Annotated in this window: 18 protein-coding genes; 8 read left to right on the plus strand and 10 right to left on the minus strand. The window is 69.5% G+C overall.

All coding sequences use genetic code 11. The features are described from left to right. Window positions 1-1,164: a cysteine desulfurase family protein gene (locus tag QM720_RS14455; protein ID WP_415127694.1), complete on the plus strand. Its 1,164-nt coding sequence runs from the start codon at window positions 1-3 to the stop codon at window positions 1,162-1,164. After that, window positions 1,161-2,120, plus strand: a complete 960-nt coding sequence (locus QM720_RS14460; protein WP_415127696.1) for a glycosyltransferase family 2 protein — start codon at window positions 1,161-1,163, stop codon at window positions 2,118-2,120. Before QM720_RS14455 ends, QM720_RS14460 begins: the two co-directional genes overlap by 4 nt. Before the next feature lie 4 nt (window positions 2,121-2,124). On the opposite strand, the gene QM720_RS14465 is transcribed toward QM720_RS14460, so the two are convergent. Next, a complete protein-coding gene (locus tag QM720_RS14465) occupies window positions 2,125-3,987 on the minus strand; it encodes an ABC transporter ATP-binding protein (protein ID WP_415127964.1) in 1,863 nt (620 codons plus the stop codon). 170 nt (window positions 3,988-4,157) lie between these two features. On the opposite strand from QM720_RS14465, the gene QM720_RS14470 reads away from it, so the two are divergent. Continuing rightward, on the plus strand, window positions 4,158-5,654 hold the full coding sequence (locus QM720_RS14470; RefSeq protein WP_415127698.1) for a DHA2 family efflux MFS transporter permease subunit: 1,497 nt from the start codon (window positions 4,158-4,160) through the stop codon (window positions 5,652-5,654). A gap of 184 nt (window positions 5,655-5,838) precedes the next feature. Here QM720_RS14470 and QM720_RS14475 read toward each other — a convergent pair whose 3' ends face one another. Next, a complete protein-coding gene (locus QM720_RS14475; protein ID WP_415127700.1) occupies window positions 5,839-6,528 on the minus strand; it encodes an alpha/beta fold hydrolase in 690 nt (229 codons plus the stop codon). A 132-nt stretch (window positions 6,529-6,660) separates the two neighbouring features. Further along, entirely contained in the window at window positions 6,661-7,167 is a 507-nt protein-coding gene (locus QM720_RS14480) for a hypothetical protein (protein WP_415127702.1), read from the minus strand. A 105-nt stretch (window positions 7,168-7,272) separates the two neighbouring features. On the opposite strand from QM720_RS14480, the gene QM720_RS14485 reads away from it, so the two are divergent. Together QM720_RS14485 and QM720_RS14490 are read left to right on the plus strand one after the other, a co-directional pair. After that, window positions 7,273-8,061 (plus strand): alpha/beta fold hydrolase, encoded by a 789-nt coding sequence (locus QM720_RS14485; RefSeq protein WP_415127704.1) that lies wholly within the window; start codon window positions 7,273-7,275, stop codon window positions 8,059-8,061. 2 nt (window positions 8,062-8,063) lie between these two features. Further along, window positions 8,064-8,777, plus strand: a complete 714-nt coding sequence (locus QM720_RS14490) for an NAD(P)H-hydrate epimerase (protein WP_415127706.1) — start codon at window positions 8,064-8,066, stop codon at window positions 8,775-8,777. Between the two features lie 118 nt (window positions 8,778-8,895). On the opposite strand, the gene QM720_RS14495 is transcribed toward QM720_RS14490, so the two are convergent. From QM720_RS14495 to QM720_RS14510, 4 genes are all read right to left on the minus strand, one after another. Beyond that, entirely contained in the window at window positions 8,896-10,338 is a 1,443-nt protein-coding gene (locus QM720_RS14495; protein WP_415127708.1) for a DUF222 domain-containing protein, read from the minus strand. A 113-nt stretch (window positions 10,339-10,451) separates the two neighbouring features. Then, entirely contained in the window at window positions 10,452-10,787 is a 336-nt protein-coding gene (locus tag QM720_RS14500) for a DUF2695 domain-containing protein (RefSeq protein WP_415127710.1), read from the minus strand. A 72-nt stretch (window positions 10,788-10,859) separates the two neighbouring features. After that, window positions 10,860-11,276 carry a PIN domain-containing protein gene (locus QM720_RS14505; protein WP_415127712.1) on the minus strand — a complete coding sequence of 139 codons (417 nt, stop codon included), beginning with the start codon at window positions 11,274-11,276 and terminating at the stop codon, window positions 10,860-10,862. A gap of 3 nt (window positions 11,277-11,279) precedes the next feature. Next, window positions 11,280-11,558, minus strand: a complete 279-nt coding sequence (locus QM720_RS14510; RefSeq protein WP_415127714.1) for a type II toxin-antitoxin system Phd/YefM family antitoxin — start codon at window positions 11,556-11,558, stop codon at window positions 11,280-11,282. A 66-nt stretch (window positions 11,559-11,624) separates the two neighbouring features. Here QM720_RS14510 and QM720_RS14515 point away from each other — a divergent pair, with 66 nt between their 5' ends. Further along, complete coding sequence (locus QM720_RS14515; RefSeq protein WP_415127716.1) at window positions 11,625-13,898, plus strand: DUF262 domain-containing protein; 2,274 nt, start codon at window positions 11,625-11,627, stop codon at window positions 13,896-13,898. 369 nt (window positions 13,899-14,267) lie between these two features. Here the strand turns inward: QM720_RS14515 and ychF are convergent, their stop codons facing one another. After that, entirely contained in the window at window positions 14,268-15,341 is a 1,074-nt protein-coding gene (gene ychF, locus QM720_RS14520) for a redox-regulated ATPase YchF (protein ID WP_415127719.1), read from the minus strand. Window positions 15,342-15,562: 221 nt separating this feature from the next. Between ychF and QM720_RS14525 the strand changes: the two genes are divergently transcribed. Both QM720_RS14525 and QM720_RS14530 read left to right on the plus strand, forming a co-directional pair. Further along, window positions 15,563-16,153 carry an exonuclease domain-containing protein gene (locus QM720_RS14525; RefSeq protein WP_415127721.1) on the plus strand — a complete coding sequence of 197 codons (591 nt, stop codon included), beginning with the start codon at window positions 15,563-15,565 and terminating at the stop codon, window positions 16,151-16,153. A 48-nt stretch (window positions 16,154-16,201) separates the two neighbouring features. Continuing rightward, window positions 16,202-17,461, plus strand: coding sequence for a DNA recombination protein RmuC (locus QM720_RS14530; protein ID WP_415127723.1), 1,260 nt, complete (start codon window positions 16,202-16,204; stop codon window positions 17,459-17,461). A 3-nt stretch (window positions 17,462-17,464) separates the two neighbouring features. Here the strand turns inward: QM720_RS14530 and QM720_RS14535 are convergent, their stop codons facing one another. Further along, window positions 17,465-17,653, minus strand: coding sequence for a UDP-N-acetylmuramyl pentapeptide phosphotransferase (locus QM720_RS14535; RefSeq protein WP_415127725.1), 189 nt, complete (start codon window positions 17,651-17,653; stop codon window positions 17,465-17,467). Between the two features lie 86 nt (window positions 17,654-17,739). Beyond that, the gene (glpX, locus tag QM720_RS14540; RefSeq protein ID WP_415127727.1) at window positions 17,740-18,744 is read right to left on the minus strand and encodes a class II fructose-bisphosphatase; all 1,005 of its coding nucleotides are present in this window, start codon (window positions 18,742-18,744) and stop codon (window positions 17,740-17,742) included. Window positions 18,745-18,812 lie beyond the last annotated feature (68 nt).

An 18,812-nucleotide genomic window follows, 5' to 3' on the forward strand; every position in this document is an offset into this window, starting at 1 on the left:
GTGCGGTACCTCGACCACGCCGCGACGACGCCGGTGCGCCCCGAGGTGCTCGAGGCGATGCTGCCGTACCTGACCGAGCGGTTCGGCAACCCGTCGAGCCATCACACCGTCGGCGAGGCCGCCGCGGCGGCCCTCGACGATGCCCGGCGCCGCGTCGCGCGGGTGTGCGGGATGCGTCCCGGCGACATCGTCTTCACCTCGGGCGGCACCGAGGCCGACAACCTGGCGATCAAGGGGCTCGCGATCGGCGCCGCCCTGCACCTGAGGAATTTGCACAGCGGCGCGCCCGTCCACGTCGTCACGACGCCGATCGAGCACGAGGCGGTGCTCGCGTCGTGCGATTATCTGGAGCGCGTGCACGGCTTCGCCATCACCCGCGTGCCGGTCGACGGGGCGGGCCTCGTCGACCCGGCCGCGGTCGCCGCTGCGCTCCGCCCCGATACGGCGCTCGTCACCCTCGGCTACGCGAACAACGAGATCGGCACGGTGCAGGATGTCGCCGCCATCGCCGCGGTCACGGCGGATGCCGGCATCCCCCTGCATCTCGACGCAGTCCAGGCCGCGGGCTGGCTGCCGCTTTCGGGCACCGGTGCCGACGCGCTGTCGGTCGCGGGGCACAAGATCGGCGCCCCGCAGGGCACCGGCGTGCTCGCGGTGCGCGGGCGGCTCCCGCTGGAACCGCTCCTGCACGGCGGCGGCCAGGAACGGGACCGCCGCAGCGGCACCGAGAACGTCGCGGGTGCGATCGCCCTCGCGACCGCGCTCGAGCTCGCCGAGGCGGAGCGCGCCGAGGCCGCCGCGCGCGTGAGCGCACTGCGCGACGCGTTCATCGGCCGGGTGCTGAGCGCGGTTCCGACGGCGCGGCTCACCGGCCACCCCGTCCGGCGCCTGCCGGGCACGGCGAGCTTCACGTTCGCGGGCACGAGCGGCGAGGCGGTGCTGCTCGAACTGGAGCGGCGCGGGTTCGTCTCCTCCAGCGGATCGGCGTGCGCCGCCGGCAGCGACGAACCGTCGCACGTGCTGCTGGCGCTGGGCATCGATCCCGAGGTGGCGCAGACGGCGGTGCGGTTCACCTTCGGCCACGACCTCGGCCGTGGCGGCGAGCTGGACGCCGTCGCCGACGCGGTCGCGGCATCCGTCGCGGCGGTACGATCGGGCACGTGAGCACTCCCCTCGTCACCGTCATCGTCCCCGGCCGGGACGTCGCCGCGTTCGCGGACGAGGCGCTGGAGTCGCTGCGAGGGCAGACGATGGCCCACTGGCGCGCGATCCTCGTCGACGACGGCTCGATCGACGAGACCGGGGCGCTGTTCGCCGCGGCGACCGCCGACGAACGGTTCACCCTCATCCGCCGCCCCACCTCGCGGGGCCTTGCGGCGGCCCGCAATGCCGCGCTCGATCTCGTCGACACGCCCTTCGTCGCCTTCCTCGACGCCGACGACGTCCTGACTCCCCGCGCCCTGGAACGCCTGACCGGCACCCTCACGCGCACCGGCAGCGACGTCGTCGTCGGCGCCTACGTGCGCCTGCGCCCGGACGGGGCGGGCGGATACGCCGCCGGCGACGTGCAGCCGTGGGTGCGTGCGGCGACCGATCCCGAGCGGCTCGGCACGAGCCTCGACGCGCACCCCGAGGTCTCGGGCAACATCGTCGCCTGGTCGAAGGTCAGCCGGGTCGAGCTGTGGCGGCGGCTCGGGCTGCGCTTCCCGGAGGGACGGTTCTACGAGGACCAGATCGTCGCGCAGCGGCTGTACGCGGCCGCGCGCGCGATCGATGTCATCCCCGATGTCGTCGTGCAGTGGCGCGAGCGCGCCGACGGCTCGTCGATCACGCAGCGCAAGGACACCCCGGCGGTGCTCGCCGACTATCTCGACGCGCTGCGCGGGGGCATCGCCGTGCTGGACGGCGCGAACCAGCGCGCGGCGGCCCGCGCGCGCGTGCGGCTGATCCTCGAGATGGACGTGCCCCCGCTCGTGCGCATCGCCCAGCATCACAGCGACGACGGCTACCGCCGCGCCGTCGGAGCGCTCGTGCGCGAGCTCGCCGCCCGCGCCGACGCCGAGTCGGTCGCCCTCGACCCCGCCACGGAAGACCTGCGCACCGCCGCGACGCTGTGGTAGCCGACTACGGGGCCGTGAGCTGCTCGGCCGCCAGCAACGCGTAGAGCCCGCCGCGCGCGAGCAGTTCGGCGTGCGTGCCCGACTCGACGATGCGGCCGGCCTCCATGACGTGGATGACGTCGGCACCGATCACGGTCGACAGACGGTGCGCGATCGACAGGGTCGTCCGTCCGCGGGCGGCGGCATCCAGCGCCTCCTGCACGACCCGCTCCGACACGGTGTCCAGCGCGCTCGTGGCCTCGTCGAGCAGCAGCACCGGCGGGTCCTTCAGCAGGACGCGGGCGATCGCGATGCGCTGCTTCTCGCCGCCGGACAGGCGGTAGCCGCGCTCCCCCACCACGGTGTCGTATCCGTGTTCGAAGCTCTCGATGGTGCGGTGGATGTGGGCGGCCTCGCACGCCGCGCGCAGCTCGGCATCCGTCGCATCCGGCTTCGCGTAGCGCAGGTTCTCGCGGATCGTGGCGTGGAACAGGTACGTCTCCTGCGAGACGATGCCGATGCCGTCGATGATCGATTCCTGCGTGAGCGTGCGCACGTCGGCGCCGCTGAACAACACCTGCCCGGCGCTGGCCTCGTACAGCCGGGGCGCCAGATACAGCACGGTCGTCTTGCCCGCGCCCGACGGCCCGACGAACGCGACGTGCTGCCCGGGCTCGGCGACGAAGGAGACGCCGCCCAGGGTCGGGCGGGCGCCGGGGGCGGCATCCGGATACCGGAACACGACCTCGCGGAACTCGATGCGCCCCGCCGGGCCGGGCGCCGCGGCGACGGCATCCGGGGCGTCGCGGATGGCGGGCTGCAGATCGAGGTACTCGAAGATGCGGGCGAACAGGGCGCGCGAGGTCTGCAGGTCGAGGGCGACGCGCATGAGCCCCATCAGCGGCTGCAGCAGCCGCGCCTGCACGGTCGTGAACGCCACGACGGTGCCCGCCGTGATGGCGCCCGTGCCGCCGGCGATGAGATACCCCGACACGAGGTAGATGACGGCGGGGACGGATGCCATCAGCACCTGCACGACGGCGAGAAAGCCCTGCCCGCTCATCGCGCGCTGCACCTGCAGCCGCACCTGGTTGACGTTCTCCTGGCGATAGCGCTCCGACTCGGTGCGCTGCCGGTTGAACGCCTTGGAGAGCAGGATGCCGGACACCGACAGCGTCTCCTGCGTGATGCTCGTCAGCTCCGACAGCGACTCCTGCGTCTGCCCCGCGATGCGCGCACGCACCTGACCCACCCGACGCTGCACGAAGATCAGGATCGGCATGAGGAACACGGCGATCACCGTCAGCCGCCCGTCGATGAGGATCATCGCGACGAGCGCCGAGGCGACGGTCACGGCATTGCCGAGGATGCTGGTGACCGTGTTGGTGAGCACCCCGGACACGCCGCCGACGTCGTTTTGCAGCCGGGACTGGATGACGCCGGTCTTCGTGCGCGTGAAGAAGCCGAGCTCCATCGCCTGCAGGTGGTCGAACAGCTGCACCCGCAGGTCGCCGGTCACCCGGTTGCCGACCGTCGAGGTGAACCACGTCTGCGCCACGCCGAGCCCCGCCGACAGCAGGAACAGCCCGACCATCGCCACCACGAGACGCACGAGCAGGGCCAGCTCGGGGCCGGAGCCGTCCTGCGGGAACAGCGCGTCGTCGAAGATGCGCTGCACGATCAGCGGCGGGATCACGCCGATGGCCGCGCCGGCCACCACGAGGATGCCGGTGACCACGATCCGCCCGAGGTACGGCCGGAACAGGGCCACGACGCGCGCGTCGAGATTCGGGATCTGCGGTGCCTGCGCGTTGAGCGTGCGCTGAGCGGCCTCGTCGACGCCGCGGAACGCGCCGCCGCGCCCGCCGATGCCCATGCCCATGCCCATGCTCACGCGTGTCACTCTAGCCACGGCCGGGGACACCGATCGCGATCCGCCGGGAATGCGGCATCCGTCCGGCCCGTTATCGTTGGAGTCCGACGTTTCGGTGGCGCTTTCGGCGCGCCCCGGCGCGGACGATGCGACGGCGGCCGATCGGCTGCACACCGAGGAGATACATGTCTGCGACCGCGACCACCCCGACCACCTCCGGGCCGCTCCTTCCCCCCGACGAGGCGCGCGTGGTCTGGCTGCTGCTGGCGGCGGCATTCGTGGCGATTCTCAACGAGACCACGATGGGCGTCGCGATCCCCCACCTCATCGACGATCTGCACATCACCGCGATCGCGGCGCAGTGGCTGACGACGGCGTTCATGCTGACGATGGCGGTCGTGATCCCGATCACCGGGTTCCTCCTGCAGCGGATCACGACCCGCCAGGTGTTCATCGCGGCGATGAGCCTGTTCTCGCTCGGCACGCTGCTGGCGATGGTCGCCCCCGGGTTCGGGGTGCTGCTCGTCGCCCGCGTCGTGCAGGCGTCGGGCACGGCCATCATGATGCCGCTGCTGATGACGACCCTCATGGACGTCGTCCCCCCGCACGCCCGGGGCCGGATGATGGGGCGCGTGTCGATCGTGATCTCGCTCGCCCCCGCGATCGGGCCGTCGCTGGCGGGGTTTCTCCTCGACACCCTCAGCTGGCGGTGGATCTTCGCGATCGTGCTGCCGATCGCGCTCATCTCCCTCGCCATGGGGGCACGCTGGATCAAGAACCTCGGCGAGACGACGCACGCGCCGATCGACGTGCTGTCGGTGATCCTGTCGGCCTTCGGCTTCGGCGGGCTCGTCTACGGGTTCACCCAGTTGGGCGGCACCACCCTGCACGGCCAGAGCGCCGCGGATGCCGCGGCCCAGGCGATCTCGACGACCGCGCTCGTCGTCTCGCTGGCGGTCGGCGTCGTCGCCCTGCTGCTGTTCGTGCTGCGTCAGCTGAGGCTGCAGAAGATCGACGACGCCCTGCTGGATCTGCGGGTGTTCCGCAGCCGCAACTTCTCCTTCGCGATCGGCCAGGTGGCGCTGCTGTCGTTCGTGTTCTTCGGCACGCTCACCGTGCTGCCGCTCTTCTTGCAACGGGCTCTCGAGCTCACCGCCTTCCAGAGCGGGCTCGCGGTGCTGCCCGGCGCCCTGCTCATGGGCCTGGCCGGGCCGATCATCGGCCGCGTGTACGACACGCGGGGCACGCGCGTGCTGCTCGCGCCCGGCGCGATCCTCACGGCGAGCATGCTGTGGGTGTTCACGACCTTCACGCTCGACACCCCGCTGTGGATCATCGTGCCCGCGCACACGCTGCTCTCGCTGGGGCTCACCCTGTCGTTCACGCCGCTGTTCACGGCGTCACTGGCCTCGCTCGAGCCGAAGTTCTACTCCCACGGCTCCGCGGTGCTCGGCACGGTGCAGCAGGTCGTGGGCGCGGCGGGCATCGCGCTGATGGTCGCGGTGATGTCGGCGGTGTCGGCGAACGCCCAGGCGGGCGGCGCGAGCGCCATCGCCGGAGAAGCGGCCGGATCGCAGGTCGCGTTCCTGCTGGCCGCGATCGTCGGGGTGCCGCTGGTGGTCGGGGCGTTCCTCGTGCACAAGCCCGCCGATGACCTCGGCGACGGGGCCGCGTTCCACTGAAGGTCAGTCGGTGCTGCAGCATCCTCCGCCGCAGCACGATGCGCCGTCCTCGACGACGGCGAGCAGGTTCTTGTCGTCCACGAGGGGCTGCAGCACGGGGGTGGGGAGGTTCGAGGTCGCCATATCGCGATCCTACCGCCGCATCCTCGTGCCGGGCCTCGACGACCCTCTTCGAGTCTCGAGCTCAGTCCCAGTCGAGATAGTCCTCGATGAACCACGACGTCTCGCCGGGGTGGGTCAGCGCGAACAGGTGTCCGGCGCCGGCGACCTCTTTGACGCTGACGAGGGCGGGCTGGGACTGCTGCAGCGCGAGGCCGTTCGCGGCGGGCGTGACGGCATCCGCCGTCCCCTGGATCACGAGCGTCGGCGTGTCGGGGGCGACGGCCGCCCACTCCTCGGTGGCGGTCGCGGTCAGCGCGGCGGCCTGCAGAGCCTCCACACCGGCATCCGGCGAGAAATCGGCACCGAACACCGCCCGCAGCGCCCGCTCGCGCTCGTCGGTGGCCGGGGCTCCGGCTTCGACGCCGAGCAGCAGCACACCGGCGACGTGGTCGTGGTGGTCGATCGCGACCGTGCGCGCGACGGCACCGCCGAAGGCGTGGCCGCCGATCCAGGCCTGCTCGATGCCGAGGGCGTCGAGCACGTCGACGACATCCTGGGCGAGGTCGTGCATCGTGACGGCCTCTCCCGGCGTGCGCGACCCGATGCGCACGACGCGGAAGTCCTCTTCGACGAGGATGCTGGCGAGCGTGCCGAGGTAGGCGAAGTCGAGGCCCGCGGCGGGCAGGAGCACGACCGCCGGCCCGCTGCCCTCGTCGACGAAGTCGATGGCACGGCTGTCGGGTTCGAACGTCTGGCGCTGCGTCAGGGTCATGGTCCCCCATCCTACGTGCCGCCCTCTCCCCCGCCCCCGCGCCCCCGCGCCCGCGCGCCTCGTGTCGGCGAGAAACCATTTTGCGCGCGAGAAACCACCTCTGCAGTGGTTTCTCACGCAGAATGTGGTTTCTCAGTGGTGGATGAGGGCTTTCAGCAGGACGATGATCGCGCCGAAGGCGGCTGTCGTGAGGGCGCTCGTGAGGCGGACCCAGAACTTCGACGTCCAGTGCGCGACCGCGAGCCAGCCGAGCACGCCGAGCAGCAGGGTGTCGACGAGGAGGGCCGCCCAGATCGCGACGTCGTCGTCGATGAGATGGCTGACGCCCAGCAGCAGCACGACCAGCGGGATGACGGAGGCCAGCAGCATCCCCTGGGAATGCCGGATCGCCGCCGCGATGCTCGGTCGCAGCCGCGCCTGCGTCCCGCCGATGGCGAGGCGCGCGATCGTGCCCGCATAGACGTGGGCGGCGAAGAAGACGACGACCGTGACGAACACGCTGATCAGCGCGTTCAGCGACGTCCCGACGAGGCTGTTGCTGACGACGATCATGCCCGAGACGAGGATGAGTCCGTAGACCGACTCCTCCGTGATCAGCGTGCGGCGCGCGCGGGCGCGCACGTCTTCGGGGGCGGTCATGCTCCCATGTTAGGCGGGGCGCCGAGCCACCCCGGTCGTCGAGCGAGCACCGCAGGCGCGAGACGAAACGCCTCGCGTTCGGTCGCGACGTGGTTGGCTTATCTCATGACCATCGTGACCTCCGCAGACGGCACCGCGATCGGCTACGAGCAGACCGGCGACGGCGAGGTCGTCGTCATCGTCAGCGGCGCACTGTCCACCGCCGCCGATGCGGCACCCCTGGCGACCGCGCTGGCCGACGCCGGGTTCCGGGCCGTCAGTTACGATCGCCGTGCCCGCGGAGCGAGTGGCGACGCCGCCGGCTCGGCACCCGAACGCGAAGCCGAGGATCTCGCGGCGGTGATCGGCGCCGTCGGCGATCGCCCCGCCGGGGTCGCCGTGCTGGGGCACTCGTCTGGTGCCGTGCTTGCGTTGTTCGCGGCAGCGCTGGGCGTGCCGGTGCGAGCACTCTTCCTCTCCGAGCCGCCGTTCCTCTTCGACGACGGTGACGCGAGCGACCTCGCCGGGCGCCTGCAGCGGCTCGTCGACGAGGGCCGCGCGGAGGATGCCGTCGCCACCTTCCAGATCGAGGGCGTCGGCCTGCCGCGCGAGATGGTCGAGGGTCTCCGCGCCGCCGGCCAGCTGGCCGAGCTCGCGCCGCTGGCGCAGTCCACCGTGTACGACACTCGACTCACGAGGCAGGTCTCGACGCCGACGCTCGCGATGCTCTCCGTCGACGCCCCGGTGACCGTGCTGCGCGGCGAGCAGACGTTCCCCGTGCTGGTCGCGGCATCCGATCGGCTCGCGCCGCTGATCCACGGCGCGGAGCTCGTGATCGTTCCGGAATCCGTCATGCACCGACCCGACCCGGCCGCGACGGCGCGGGTGGTCGCGCAACGCCTGTCCCACGGTTGACGATGCCCGAGACGGTCACTGCGTATGTGGCGGCGCAGGTGCGCGAGGCGGAACGACCCCTCATCGAGGCGGGCGTCCCGCTCATGGCACGGGCGGCGCTGGTACTCGCCCGGGTCACGGCCGGTCTGCTCGCCGACGCGTCGGACCGGCGAGTGCTCGTGCTCGCCGGCGGCGGTGACAACGGCGGCGACGCGCTGTTCGCGGCTGCGCACCTGCTCGATGGATCGATGCCGGTGCGCGCCGATGGCGTGGACGTGCTGCTCGCGGCGTCGACGCATCATGAGGCGGGGTTGGCCGCCGCCGTCGCCGCAGGTGCCCGCGTCGTCGATCCGGGACAGGCCATCGCTGCGACCTACGACTTCGTGATCGACGGACTCCTGGGGACCGGAACGCGCGGTGCTCCGGCGCTGCGCGGCGCGGTTCGCGATGTCGTGACCCGGCTCGTGCTCGAGGTCGTGGCAGGACGCTTGCGGGTGGTCGCCGTTGATCTGCCGAGCGGACTGCATCCCGACGATGGCACGAGTGTCGACGGACTCGTGCTGCCGGCATCCGTCACGGTCACGTTCGGCGGCGTGAAGGCCGGATTGACCCGTGCGCGCGGACCCGAGCTCGCCGGTCGCATCGTGCTCGCCGACATCGGTCTTCGCGACGCGCTGTCGACCGTCGTCCCCGTCGGCCGCACCGAGGTCGGCGAGGTCGTGGACTATCGGGCGTAGCCGCCCGCCGGCGCGTCGCCGTAGTCATCCCGCGAAGAGATCGTCGAGACAGTCGTCGTGCCGCTGCTATCACTACCCGCCGCCTGAGCAGCCCGCCGCGATGGCGAAGAGGCGAGAGCTAGAAGGGTGGTGGGTCGATGTCGGATCTGTATCCGGTGGGGGTGACCCAGTACATGCGGCCGGTGTCGTCGCGGTGGAGCCCCCACCGGGTCTCATCCTTGATCGGATGATGCGCGGGGCATTCCGGGGTGAGGTTGTCGCGTGAGGTGGTGCCGCCGTCGGCCCAGCGGATCCTATGGTCGAGGTCGCAGGTGTCAGAGGGTCTCTGGCAGCCGGGGAACGCGCAGGTCGGGTACTGGATCCGGATCAACCGCTTCAAGTCCTCCGGCACCTTGTACGCTTTCCGGTCCACGTCCATCACCGTCCCGGTCACCGGGTGGGTCAGCACCCGAATCCAGGTGTCCGCGGTCGCGGCGAGGGTCTTCGCGGTGTCCAGATCAATCGGCCCAAACCCGTCGAGGGTCGCCGGCTCGTCAGAGTGCCCCATCAGGGTGAGCACCGGGATGGTGACGCGGACAGTCGGCACGATCCCGGATGACGGGCTGTCGGGATCTTTCGCCACGGCGTGCGCGCCCTGGGAGAACAAGCCGAACAGAGCGTCGGCGCGCAACTGCGCTTTCGTGCGGGTCTCCCCATCGACGGTCGCGAGGTGGGTGGCGAGGTCGTCGATGTGCGCGTCGATCGCGTGGATATCCGCGGCGGGGCCGATCACGCTGAGCTGCGCCATCCCATCCAGCAGCGGATCCACCCACACACAACGACCATCCGCCGCCCGGGCGTGACGCTCCTGCAACGGCTCCCGGTACGCGCGCTCCCGCGCGGCACGGGCACGGGTCCGGAACCTCCCGGGCGCGGCCGTCGCCGCGAACCCGGACACCGCATCATCGAAGGCCGCCCAGGAGGCGGTGTCATCGTCGGGGAGGGACGCGGCCAGGTCGACCGTGATGCGGATGTTCTGCTCCGACACCTCACCCGCCACACACAACCCCCACACACGGGGGCAGCGGCAGGAGAGCACCGCGGCACGGTGCGCCCGGTCACGGACCTGATGATCGGTCAGGCTCACCCGCACGGCGATGTCCGCCGCCGCAGACCGCACCGCAAGGTTCCGCCGGCGAGCACGCACCGTGGTGACCGTCTCACCCTCCCGCCGCGGCTGCCACAACGGATCCAGTGTCGGATCCGGCCCCACCCATCGTTCCGGCTCCACTGCCGCACGGGTCAGGATCGAATGGAACAGGGCATCCTGCGCCACCACCGCCGCCCGTGCCCGATGGACGATCGCGTGGACGTCGAGGATGTCCTGCTCATCACCCATCGTCTCGTACAGTGCCGCAGCGTCGGGTGAGTCGGGGTCGACGTCGTCAGCCCACACGGCATCCAGATGCTCGGCAGCCCACGCATTCTCTGCCGCGACATACGCCCGCGCAAACACCGGGTCAGCCCACAACTCGGCCAGCGGATCAACCTCCGCCGACGTGCTCCTGAACCTGACTTCCATACATCCCACGATAGGAAGGGCCACCGACATTCCAACCCCCGAAAAGACCCCTCACACAGCCCGAAACATCACAAACCGATAACGAATCCGGCGGCCACGCGCCAGCCTGTCCGTCAGCCCCACCGATGCCACAGGCCACACGGCTGCGTCGAGCCTCGCCGGACGCCCAGACACGGGTAGACGTGGTCGGATTTCGATTCGTACACGTTCATGAGCACTTCGCAATCGCAGAAGCCGCCGCGACTCTGCATCCGCTCTTCGAGCGCCGTCGCCTTCGGCGCGACGGCATCCCGATACAGGCCCGTGAGGCGCAACGTATGGTCGCACCTGGCGTCACACAGAACGCGATCCAGGTAACACGGCAGGCACTCCCGTGGCCGTGGAGCAGTCAGCTCCCCAACCAGGTTGCGGATGATTGACTCTGCTTCGGCGACGATCGAGATGTTCATGCCCGCAGCGTGTCACGAGCCTCCGACATCGAACTCGCGGCGCAGGTCAGCGGGCCGGTGAGCACGACGCGGTCAGGATTCATCGCCGGCATCCACCGCCTGGCCCACGGGGTCGATCGTGCCCAGTCCGAGGCGTTGCGCCACATCCTTCATGCTCGCGTCGCGAGTCGCGACCATGACCGGTTCTCCGATCAGCAGAGCGGTGGCAAGATGCACGGCGTCAAGAGTCTTGATGTGCCGCTCGATCGACTCGGCGACCGTATGTATCTCACGAGAGACATCGAACAACCCGACGCGGCTCAGCAGTGGCTCCGCTTCTGACAGTGGCCTCGCATCGCGTCGCAGCACGCGAATCACCTCGGTGCGCAGCCGCCGCGACGAGACGAAGTCGGTGCCCGGCGCATCCATCCACCTCTGCAACCGCACTCGTTCTGGAACATCAAGGATCGTCCGCAGCGCCACCGACGAATCGAGATAGACGACGCCCATGTGTCAGTGGTCGCCCTTCACCTCTTCGAGCAACGCATCGACGCCCGCGGACTCGTAGCGGGGCCCGCCGACGACCTCGGGCCACGGCACGGGCGTGGAGGAGGGAGCGGTGTAGCGCCCCTGCCGCTCGGCGCGGGCGAGCGCGCCATCCTGGCCGCGATAGGCGCTCACCCGCCAACGCGGCTCACCCCTCTCGGTCACGATCACCTCACCGATCTCCGCGGCCTGCGCGAGCACATCCGAGGTCCGTTGGTTGAGATCGCGCTTCGTCACGGCCGACATGAACCCATTGTAGTACGTATGTCAGACATCCGAGGCGGTCGCTGGCCCAACGGATATGGTGTTCAGATGGCCGCAACGCTCTACCGTGACACCGGGTACACACTCACCCATCTGGTCCAAGACATCGGCCACGGCAATATCGCCCTCCCGGATATCCAGCGTCCGTTCGTATGGTCAGCGACCAAGACGCGCGACCTCTTCGATTCGCTCTATCGCGGCTATCCAGTCGGGACGCTGATGTTCTGGGAGACGGGGGCAGAGGTCGGAACGCGGCAGGTCGGCGGCGGCGCGCACGACAAGGTGGCGAAGCTTCTCATCGTTGACGGGCAGCAGCGCCTCACCTCTCTGTACGCCGTGCTGACCGGCCAGACCGTACTCACCAAATCGTTCGAGAAGAAGCGGATTCGGATCGCTTTCCGCCCGTCCGACGGTACTTTCGAGGTCACCGATGCAGCGATCGAAAAAGATCCCGAGTTTCTCCCCGACATCACGTCGCTTTGGGCTGATGGATACAGGTCCACGACACGAAAGTTCTTCGCGAGGCTCACCGAGGCCCGCGGTATTGAACTGAGCGTCGAAGAAGAGGACGATCTCGAAGACCGGATCGATCGGGTCTACGACCTGCAGAACTTCCGCTTCCAGGTCGTCGAGCTCAATGCCGGGGCCGACGAGGAGCAGGTCGCTGAGATCTTCGTTCGCATCAACTCCGAGGGCGTCAAACTCAATCAGGCCGATTTCATCCTCACGCTGATGTCGGTCCACTGGGAACAAGGCCGCCGACAGCTCGAAGCGTTCTGCCGGGCGGCCGTCGACGCAACGATGACCGGGCCAACTCCGAGGAACTCGTTCATCGACCCGAGCCCCGACCAGCTCCTCCGCGCCAGCGTCGGCCTGGCATTCAGGCGAGGCCGTCTCCAGCACGTCTACAACATCCTTCGCGGCAAGGACTTTGAAACGGGTCATGTATCGGCGCAGCGTCGAGGGGAGCAGTTCGAGGCGCTTCGCCGCGCGCAGGACGAGGTCGTCGATCTGACGAACTGGCATGAGTATCTCAAATGCCTCATGCACGCTGGGTTCCGCGGCCGGCGGATGGTGACCTCGGAAACGGCGCTGATCTACACCTATGTCCTATGGCTGATCGGCAAGAGAGACTTCGGGATCGACCGCAAGCGGCTGCGCGGAGTGATCGCGCGCTGGTTCTTCATGGCGCATACGACGGGGCGCTACACATCGTCGCCGGAGAGCGCGATCGAGGCTGACCTCGGAAGGATTTCCGCTCTCGCTCCGGGAGACGGCGCAGCCTTCTGCGAGGAGCTCGATCGGATTGTTCGTTCGAACTTCACCAGGGACTATTGGGAAATCTCGCTGCCGAACCGACTCGACACGTCCTCCGCCCGGTCGCCCGCCCTCTTCGCCTACTGGGCATCGCTCAACCTGCTCGACGCCGAACTGCTCTTCAGCGATCTTCGCGTCCGAGAACTCCTGGATCCCTCGATGACCGCGCCACGAACCATCGAGCGGCATCACCTCTTCCCCAAGGCATTCCTCGCGGCGGGCGGGATCACCAACAATCGAGTCGTCAACGCCATCGGAAACCTGGCCTTCCTGGATTGGCCGGACAATGCCGCTATCAGCGCTGACGATCCGATCCAGTACTGGCCTACCCTCACCGCCACGATGGATCCCCAGCGGCTGAAGCGCCAAGAGTACTGGCATGCACTGCCCGTCGGATGGGCTCAACTCGACTACACGACTTTTCTGGAGCGCCGAAGAGGCCTGATTGCGAAGGTCGTTCGCGACGGTTTCGGGCGGCTCTCCGATGCGGCAATGCAGCTCTCCGGCACGTCGGTGCTTGATGACCTCCTCGCCGTCGGGGAATCTCAAACCGTCGAGTACAAGTCGACGGCCCGCTGGAACGTCCGCGCCGCGCAGGCCGACAAGAAGATGGAGCACGTCATCACCAAGACCGTGTGCGGCTTCCTCAACGCCGAGGGCGGTTCCCTCTTGATCGGCGTCGACGACGACGCGAGGGTGCTCGGACTGGCCGACGACCTGCGCACTCTGGGTGCGAAGGGCAATCGCGACGGCTACGAGCTCTTCTTGCGCCAATTGCTCGACAGCACTCTGTCGATCCCAACCGCCGGCATCATGAAGATCGGCTTCGAACGACTCGGCCAGGACGATGTCTGCATCGTCTCCGTCGCGGCAGCCGGTCGGCCGGTTTTCGCACGTCCGCATGAGGGAGGATCATCGCCGATCGACTTCTGGGTGCGTATCGGGAACGCAACGAAACAACTCCACGGCGACGACATGGTCGAGTACCAGAAGTCTCACTGGTAACGACGGGGCCGTCGCGACTCATTCCACACGAAGCAAATCCACCACTGTGCGTTGATCCGAATGCTGCACCGTTTGCGACTGTCTCCGCTCAGCTACTCTTCCTCGCCGCCGAGCGGACCACGGTTCGTACTTCACATCGGCGACGTCGGCGACCTCCGCGGTTGGTCCAGCGAATGCTCGCCCCGTTCGACGATGTCCGACAGAAGGTGTTCATCACCGACGAGGAGCCTTCGCAGCGTGCGTTCTCCGCGTCAATGGACTTCACTGTGACCGGCAGTCTCCACCACCCCATCCGCATGATTGTGCAGTTCGGGCACGGCTGAGGCGTCGTCGCGCCTCACGCGGTCAACGACCGGGGGCCGGTTCACATCACACGTTGAAACGGAACTCCACGACGTCGCCGTCCTGCATGACGTAGTCCTTGCCCTCGAGGCGGGCCTTGCCCGCGGCGCGCGCGGCGGCGACCGACCCGGCCGCCACGAGATCCTCGAACGAGATCACCTCGGCCTTGATGAAGCCCTTCTCGAAGTCGGTGTGGATGACTCCCGCCGCCTGCGGCGCCTTCCAGCCCTTGCCGATCGTCCAGGCGCGCGCCTCCTTCGGCCCCGCCGTGAGGTACGTCTGCAGGCCGAGCGTGTCGAACCCGATGCGGGCGAGCTGGTCGAGGCCGGACTCGTCCTGGCCGGTCGAGGCGAGCAGCTCCGCGGCATCCTCGGGGTCGAGGTCGATGAGCTCCGACTCGATCTTCGCGTCGAGGAACACGGCCTTGGCCGGCGCCACCAATGCCTCCAGAGCGGCCTTGCGACCGGCATCCGTCAACACGGCTTCGTCGACGTTGAACACGAAGATGAACGGCTTCGCGGTGAGCAGTCCCAGCTCCTTGATCGGGGCGAGGTCGAGTCCGGATGCCGACAGCAGCTCGCCGCGCTGCAGCGCCTCGCGGGCCTCGATCGCCGTCGACAGCACGCTCGGGTCGAGCTTCTTGCCGCGCACTTCCTTCTCGTACCGCGTGATCGCCTTCTCGAGGGTCTCGAGGTCGGCCAGCTGCAGTTCGGCGTTGATGGTCTCCATGTCGTTGCGGGGATTCACCTCGCCGTCGACGTGCACGACGTCGCCGTCGGCGAATCCCCGCACGACCTGGGCGATCGCGTCGGCCTCGCGGATGTTCGCGAGGAACTTGTTGCCCAGCCCCTCGCCCTCGCTCGCCCCCCGCACGATGCCGGCGATGTCGACGAACGACACGGCGGCGGGCAGGATGCGCTCCGAGCCGAAGATCTCGGCGAGCCGGTTCAGCCTCGGGTCGGGCAGGTTCACGACGCCGATGTTGGGCTCGATCGTCGCGAACGGGTAGTTCGCCGCGAGCACCTGGTTCTTGGTCAGGGCGTTGAACAGGGTCGACTTGCCGACGTTGGGCAGGCCGACGATTCCGATGGTAAGAGCCACGGGAGATCAGTCTACGTGGCGGGATCGCCCCGCCCCGATCGGCGCCGCCGTCACACCGGCCGGGTCGTTGCCGGCCACGGCTGTGGCGGACGCCGTGCCAAATGCAGGGCCGATCGACCCGAATGCGCCCGGAGCGGCCCCTGACCGCCGATTCGCCCTGCGTTTGGGACGCCCCGGCGCGCCTACGCCGTTCCCGGGCACCCGCGGCGGAAGCTGAGAACGTGCCCCTGGACTTCACCGCGATCGACTTCGAGACGGCGAACTCCTCCAGCGCGTCGGCGTGCGCGGTCGGGCTGACGCGCGTACGCGAGGGCCGCGTCGTGGCGACCGACGGCTGGCTCATCAAGCCCCCGCCGGGGCATGACCGGTTCTTCGAGCTGAACATCGGCATCCACGGGATTCGCGCCGCCGATGTCATGGATGCCGCGGACTGGACCACCCAGCTCTCCCGGCTGACGGCTTTCATCGGCGACGACGTCCTGGTCGCGCACAACGCCGGATTCGACATGACCGTGCTGCGGCGGGCCTGCGAGGTCACCGATTCCGAGTGCCCGCCGTATCGCTACGCGTGCAGCCTGCAGGTCTCGCGCAAGACCTACGAACTCGCCTCCTACCGGCTGCCGCTCGTGGCGGCCGCGGCGGGGTTCCTCGACTTCGCCCACCACGATGCCACGGCCGACGCCCTCGCCTGCGCCCACATCATGATCGATGCCGCTGGCCGCGCGGGCGCCCACGACATCGTCGAGCTCGCGATGCTGCTCGGCCTGCGCGTGCCGCAGATCCCCGTCCCGGAGAAGGTCACCGCCGCCTGAACGACCCGGTGCCGATCCGATGTCGGAACCCCCCGGCACACTGTTCACATGGATGCCGTCATCATCACCGTCGTCGCCGTCGCGTGCCTGTTCGCCGGGCTCGTGGCCGGCTGGTTCGCCGGGTTCGCGCGTGCCGCCGAGCGCGCGGCGCGCGACCAGGCCACCCTCGGAGCGCGACTGGCCGCCGCCGAATCGGCGGAGCGATCGCTCTCCGACCAGTTGGAGCAGCAGCGGGCCCTGACCCGGGAAATCGGCGCGCAGACCCGCGCCGACCAGTCCGCGCAGCAGGAACGCGAGCGCCGCGAGCAGGTCGTCCTGCGTGCGCTGGCACCGGTACAGGAGTCGCTGCAGGCCATGCAGCAGAAGGTCGACGATCTCGAACGCGAACGCCACAGCCAGTACGGCTCGCTCGCCGAGCAGCTGCGCCGCGCCGCGGCTTCCGACGAAGCACTGCGCGCGACGACCGAGTCGCTCGCCGGGGCGCTGCGCTCGAACGCGACCCGCGGGGTCTGGGGCGAGACGCAGCTGCGGCGCGTCGTCGAGTCGGCCGGCCTCATGCGCTACGTCGACTTCGACCTGCAGTCCTCGCTCACCTCGGACGCCGGGGCCGGCCGCCCCGACATGATCATCCGGCTCCCGGGCGGCAAGTCCCTCGCGGTGGATGCCAAGGTGCCGCTCGACGCCTACCTGGAGGCGTCGGCGATCCCCCTCACGGCGCAGGGCGACGAGGCCGCGCGGCGCACACAGCTGCTGCAGCGGCACGTCAAGGCCGTTCGCGCGCATGTCGACGCGCTCGCGAAGAAGACCTACTGGGCCGGGCTCGATTCGAGCCCCGAGTTCGTCGTGTGCTTCATCCCCAGCGAGTCGCTGCTCGCGGCGGCACTCGAAGAAGACCCCGCGCTCCTCGACCACGCCTTCGGCAAACGGGTCGCGCTGGCCTCGCCCGTGAACCTCTGGGCGGTGCTCAAGACCGTCGCCTACACGTGGAGCCAGCAGGACGTGTCCACCGAGGCGCGCGCGCTGTTCGACCTCGGCAACGAGCTGTATCAGCGTCTGGGCGGACTCGCCGCGCACGCCGACGACCTCCGCCGCGCGATCGAGCGCACCGTCGACAGCTACAACCGGTTCGCCGGATCGCTCGAGTCGCGCGTCCTCGTCAGCGCCCGCCGGTTCCCCGGGATCGACGACACCAGGCTCGACGCGACGGCGGCGCCGGCATCCATCGAGAAGCAGCCGCGCCGGCTGACCGCACCCGAACTGACCGAGGGGCTGTCCGCCGAGGTCGGCGAGCTGCGGGAGCGGCTGTGAGCGTCAGCCCGGGAAGATGTTGAGGAGGCCGATGACCGTGAGCGAGACCGCGACGAACGCGCCGATCATCCACCAGGCGCTGACCTGGTGGCCCTCGGGCAGGCGGCGACGAAGAAGAACGTCGGGGCGGCGGGCCGGGTCGACGGGAACCGTGATCTGACCGGTCCTCGGATGACTGGATGCTGCGGACATGTGACCCCCGGATGCTGTGAACGGCGAACGCGTCGCCGGTGACACCGCATCCCATTGTGCCAGAGGGCACCCGGGAAGTCAGGCCTTCAGAGCCACTTCGACATGAGATGCTCCGACGCGATGCGCCGCAGCGTTCCCGACCGTCCGCGCAGCACGACGCTCTCCGTGTAGACGAAGTCGCCCTCGCGGCGCACCCCGGCGACGAGCTCGCCGTTGGTGACGCCGGTCGCGACGAAGATCGTGTTCTTGCCGCGCACCAGTTCGTCGGCCTCGTACACGTAGCCGTCGAGCTTGAGCCCGGCATCGATGCCGCGCTGCTTCTCGTCGTCGTCGCGCGGCCACAGCCGGCCCTGGATGTGCCCGCCGAGCGCCGTGATGGCGCAGGTCGTCGCGACGCCCTCCGGGCTGCCGCCCACGCCGATGCACATGTCGGTGCGAGCATTGTGCCGCGCCGCGTTGATGCCGCCGGCGACGTCGCCGTCGCTCATGAGCCGCGTGCCGGCGCCGGCCTCGCGGATGTCGGCGATCAGCTGCGTGTGCCGCGGCCGGTTCAGCACCGACACGACGATCTCGTCGACGGGTTTGCCGAGCGCCTTCGCGAGGCGGCGGATGTTCTCCCCGACGGGAAGGCGGATGTCGACGACGCCGACACCGGCGGGACCGGTGACGATCTTGTCCATGTAGAAGACGCTGGAGGCATCGAGCATCGTGCCGCGATCGGAGACGGCGAGCACCGACAGCGCGTTGTTGCGGCCGTCGGCGGTCAGCGAAGTGCCGTCGATGGGGTCGACCGCGATGTCGCACTGCGGACCGGAGCCGGTGCCGACGTGCTCGCCGTTGTAGAGCATCGGCGCGTTGTCCTTCTCGCCCTCGCCGATGACGATCACGCCGTCGAAGTCGACCGTGGTGAGGTAGGCGCGCATCGCGTCGACCGCCGCGCCGTCGGCCAGCTCCTTCTGCCCGCGGCCGATGAACGGCACCGAGCGGATCGCCGCCGCTTCGGTGGCACGCACCAGTTCGAGCGCCAGGTTGCGGTCGGGATGCAGCGGGCTCTGCTGCAGAGGGTTCGTATCCGTGGTCAGGCTCGCCATGGGGCCAGCCTAGGCCCGCGCACCCCCGCGTGCACGCCCCCCGGGCGCCGGGCCGCTTCGCTAGGCTG

The organism is Microbacterium sp. (assembly GCF_047602155.1).
GTDB lineage: Bacteria > Actinomycetota > Actinomycetes > Actinomycetales > Microbacteriaceae > Microbacterium.

What these genes read in the sequence shown, in the direction of transcription:
- QM720_RS14465 (WP_415127964.1), bottom strand. Translation starts at nt 3,987, where the DNA reads ATGGGCATGGGCATGGGCATCGGCGGGCGCGGCGGCGCGTTCCGCGGC.
- QM720_RS14470 (WP_415127698.1), top strand. Translation starts at nt 4,158, where the DNA reads ATGTCTGCGACCGCGACCACCCCGACCACCTCCGGGCCGCTCCTTCCC.
- QM720_RS14475 (WP_415127700.1), bottom strand. Translation starts at nt 6,528, where the DNA reads ATGACCCTGACGCAGCGCCAGACGTTCGAACCCGACAGCCGTGCCATC.
- QM720_RS14480 (WP_415127702.1), bottom strand. Translation starts at nt 7,167, where the DNA reads ATGACCGCCCCCGAAGACGTGCGCGCCCGCGCGCGCCGCACGCTGATC.
- QM720_RS14485 (WP_415127704.1), top strand. Translation starts at nt 7,273, where the DNA reads ATGACCATCGTGACCTCCGCAGACGGCACCGCGATCGGCTACGAGCAG.
- QM720_RS14490 (WP_415127706.1), top strand. Translation starts at nt 8,064, where the DNA reads ATGCCCGAGACGGTCACTGCGTATGTGGCGGCGCAGGTGCGCGAGGCG.
- QM720_RS14495 (WP_415127708.1), bottom strand. Translation starts at nt 10,338, where the DNA reads ATGGAAGTCAGGTTCAGGAGCACGTCGGCGGAGGTTGATCCGCTGGCC.
- QM720_RS14500 (WP_415127710.1), bottom strand. Translation starts at nt 10,787, where the DNA reads ATGAACATCTCGATCGTCGCCGAAGCAGAGTCAATCATCCGCAACCTG.
- QM720_RS14505 (WP_415127712.1), bottom strand. Translation starts at nt 11,276, where the DNA reads ATGGGCGTCGTCTATCTCGATTCGTCGGTGGCGCTGCGGACGATCCTT.
- QM720_RS14510 (WP_415127714.1), bottom strand. Translation starts at nt 11,558, where the DNA reads ATGTCGGCCGTGACGAAGCGCGATCTCAACCAACGGACCTCGGATGTG.
- QM720_RS14515 (WP_415127716.1), top strand. Translation starts at nt 11,625, where the DNA reads ATGGCCGCAACGCTCTACCGTGACACCGGGTACACACTCACCCATCTG.
- QM720_RS14530 (WP_415127723.1), top strand. Translation starts at nt 16,202, where the DNA reads ATGGATGCCGTCATCATCACCGTCGTCGCCGTCGCGTGCCTGTTCGCC.
- QM720_RS14535 (WP_415127725.1), bottom strand. Translation starts at nt 17,653, where the DNA reads ATGTCCGCAGCATCCAGTCATCCGAGGACCGGTCAGATCACGGTTCCC.
- glpX (WP_415127727.1), bottom strand. Translation starts at nt 18,744, where the DNA reads ATGGCGAGCCTGACCACGGATACGAACCCTCTGCAGCAGAGCCCGCTG.